This window comes from Pararobbsia alpina (genome assembly GCF_902859895.1).
Taxonomy (GTDB): domain Bacteria; phylum Pseudomonadota; class Gammaproteobacteria; order Burkholderiales; family Burkholderiaceae; genus Pararobbsia; species Pararobbsia alpina.
In genome coordinates, this window is the sequence record NZ_CADIKM010000192.1 from 1 (window position 1) to 819 (window position 819).

Annotated in this window: 1 pseudogene; it reads left to right on the forward strand. The window is 59.6% G+C overall.

The window, feature by feature from the left end:
- Nucleotides 1–759 (forward strand): annotated as a pseudogene (locus HV670_RS30230) (recombinase family protein); the annotation flags it as partial.
- Nucleotides 760–819 lie beyond the last annotated feature (60 nt).

Here is an 819-nt window from a genome sequence, read left to right on the forward strand (position 1 = left end):
GCGACGCTCGCCGAGCGGCGCTACGCCGCCTGCGACCCTGATAACCGTTTAATTGCCGCTCAATTAGAGAAGAATTGGGAGGTAGCCTTACGCCGAGTGCAGGCCTGCCAAGCGCGTCTGGAGACAGCAGGAACACCAAAGGCAGAGGCTGTACCCCCTGACTTTGCGAAGCTCGCTGAGAATCTCCACGCAGCCTGGAATGCTCCGGGTGTCACTATGCGCATGCGTCAACAACTGGTCCGTGCGCTCATCGTCGATATTGTTGCAAACGTCGACGACGCTGCTCGGGAAGTCATGCTGACGATCCACTGGCATGGCGGTCAGCACTCCCAGCTACGAATTCGCAAGCCCAGAACGGGCGAGCATGGATGCAGCACCTCTGATGAGGCGCTCGCGGTCGTTCGCAGCATGGCGGCCCGGTGGTCAGATCAGGACATCGCCGCATCGTTGAACCGGATGGGGTTACGGACAGGCCAGGGCAAGACCTGGACTGCGCATCGTGTCAGTTCCATACGTCGAGTGCGGGACATCCATGCGTACAAGTCAGCTGAGAAGGATGGAGAATGGTTGACTGCCCGACGCGGCGAAATTGCTCGGCGTCACCCATTACATGATCCGGCGTTTGATAAACGATCGAGTCCTTCCCGCCGAGCAGGTGGTGCCCGACGCTCCTTGGCAAATTCGCGCGAGCGATCTGCGCAGCGACGCGGTTACGGCGGCGTTGGCGCGCAAAAATCGCCCGTGTCGCAACGACACTGAAGGTCAAATCCCAATGTTTATCGAGCTCTCGGAAGGAGGTGCACAATGAACGCCCCATTG